The organism is Paraburkholderia mimosarum LMG 23256 = NBRC 106338 (assembly GCF_000739815.1).
In the GTDB taxonomy this organism is placed as follows: domain Bacteria; phylum Pseudomonadota; class Gammaproteobacteria; order Burkholderiales; family Burkholderiaceae; genus Paraburkholderia; species Paraburkholderia mimosarum.
In genome coordinates, this window is sequence record NZ_BBJJ01000249.1 from 1 (window position 1) to 2,068 (window position 2,068).

Here is a 2,068-nt window from a genome sequence, read left to right on the forward strand (position 1 = left end):
CTTCCAGCAGATACCGGCGCTCCGCCGCCGGCAGGATATCGATGCGGCCCACCGGCTGACGTGGCTCGGCCATCACAGCAGCCAACAATTCTTCCAAATGCTGTGTAATATGTTCGACACTCTCCGGTGCCAAGCGGCTTCTATCGAAGTGCCATCGACAGCTACCGTCGAAAGAGCACACTTCAAGCGTCAGCACGTTGCCCGAACGAGGTATTCCAAATTTCGGCGCTGATCGTGGCTCATGCGAAGAAGCACCTTCCCTTATCGAGATACCAATCGGCCACGGGCACCGCGATCGAAGTGCCTCTATGTTCTTTAACGCCGGGTAGCGTGCAACGAGATCCCTAGCAAAACCCTTGTGCGCTCGAAGCAGAGCGAATTCGGTCTCAAGTGCCCTACGCACCTCTGAAAAAGCATCATCGAGATCAACTATTATTTTCATCGGCACGACTGGGGCAATATGCAATCCTGCCGCTCCCGATACGTTGAGTGTAGGACTCCATCCCAACTGAAGCTCAGATTCACCTGAGATGCGGGCAAGATAGATTAGCCAGCCGACCACTATGTGTACCACGCGCTCGATCGGTGCCAATTCAGCCAAAGCGCCAAAAACAATTTCCGAACTTGACTGCCATTTCGTCACAGTCAAAGCCGACGACGAAAAAAAGGGAAGCTGCAACGATCTAAACCCCGCAAGCCGCTGTCGCCAAAATGCCTCTTGCTCGGCTAACATTTCGAGCTCGGCAGTTATGATCGACGCCTGCTTTTCACCGAATACGTGAAGACGATCTCCTATACCTAGATTGTGATGCTTCGCAAGCGCCCACGCATCAATAGAATGACCCTCCGGGCCAGAAAACCAAACATCCACATCTTGCGTAGCTGTCGCCACACGCCAATGCCTACGGCGGATCTCCAGCAAGGAACCCGGAAGCTCATCCGAGCATCGACCCAGAACCTTTAGGCGTTTGACTGCCACAAGATCATCGACCACGAGAACCTTGGCCAGCCCCAACGGATTTGGATAGTCCGTGCCGAAATCCAAGGCTCGTACCATTGCCGACAAATCTGCCGCAGATCGATCCCAACGTAGACAGCCCCCAACATCGGGCCTCCGACGCCTCGGAAAGTAGCTCCTATCCAGCAGCCTTTGCGGACGTATATCGAGGGCCCCGTCTGCCAGTCCAATCAGCAGATCACGGAACCCCTCGATAGCAGCCTCATAACATTTAATGTTTAGGGTCAATGCAGTGTCGGTCGGCGTTATTAAAACCCGACGTCGAACAACCACGTCACCCGTATCAACGCCTTGATCTATACGATGCCACGTAATTGCATATTCGCTTTCGCCGGCAAGCAACGCCCAAGAAGTGGCATGAGTTCCCGCATATTGAGGAAGGGGACCATCATGGTAATTGAAAGCGTCTTGACGTGCTTGCTTAAGCACCCTCACTGGCAATATGAACGGATTGGCGACAGAAAATATATATTCAACTGGCTCAATATCTAGAAATGTCGATAGCTCGTCGACACTGTTACAACATAGGATATTGGCACCAGTAGCCCAATCGAAAAACCGGGAGTCGGCGCAAAGCGCCGCGCGGATCACATGCCCCTTTTCTTTGGCAAGCTGAGCGCACTTAATGGCTAGCGTACCACTACCGACAATAACGCTAGAGACTTTTGATAAGGATGACCGTTTATTCGCCCCATGATCAGGGCGCGCCAAAGGAATACAATGTGACATCTCAATCTCCTAGCCGCCAAGCGCGCCGCCGTTACGACGACACCGTCACGAAAAGCATCGGAAGTCAATGCCGGCCACTGAACGCGGGTTGGCGAACACGGGCTGCTACTCGAAAAAGCTAGTGCGTTGACGAGTTCCCAGCGACTCACGAACATAGCTCCGTTGTTGCTGATGTCGCGATTTCTCCCATACACGCCAGAGCGGCAAGCGTTCGCATGCGCGTCAAGTCGACGTCGTCTGCGAGAATAAGCTGAGCGCGCTGCTTCAGATCACGATTTCCATCTCGCAGATGCGTGCCTGCCGCCTTACCCCAGCCAAACT

General features: G+C 53.6%; 1 protein-coding gene. It reads right to left on the reverse strand.

The window, feature by feature from the left end:
* A partial coding sequence (locus BMI01S_RS41710) for a formyltransferase family protein (protein ID WP_303621358.1) occupies positions 1-1,747 on the reverse strand: 1,747 nt, incomplete at its 3' end.
* Between the last annotated feature and the right edge of the window lie 321 nt (positions 1,748-2,068).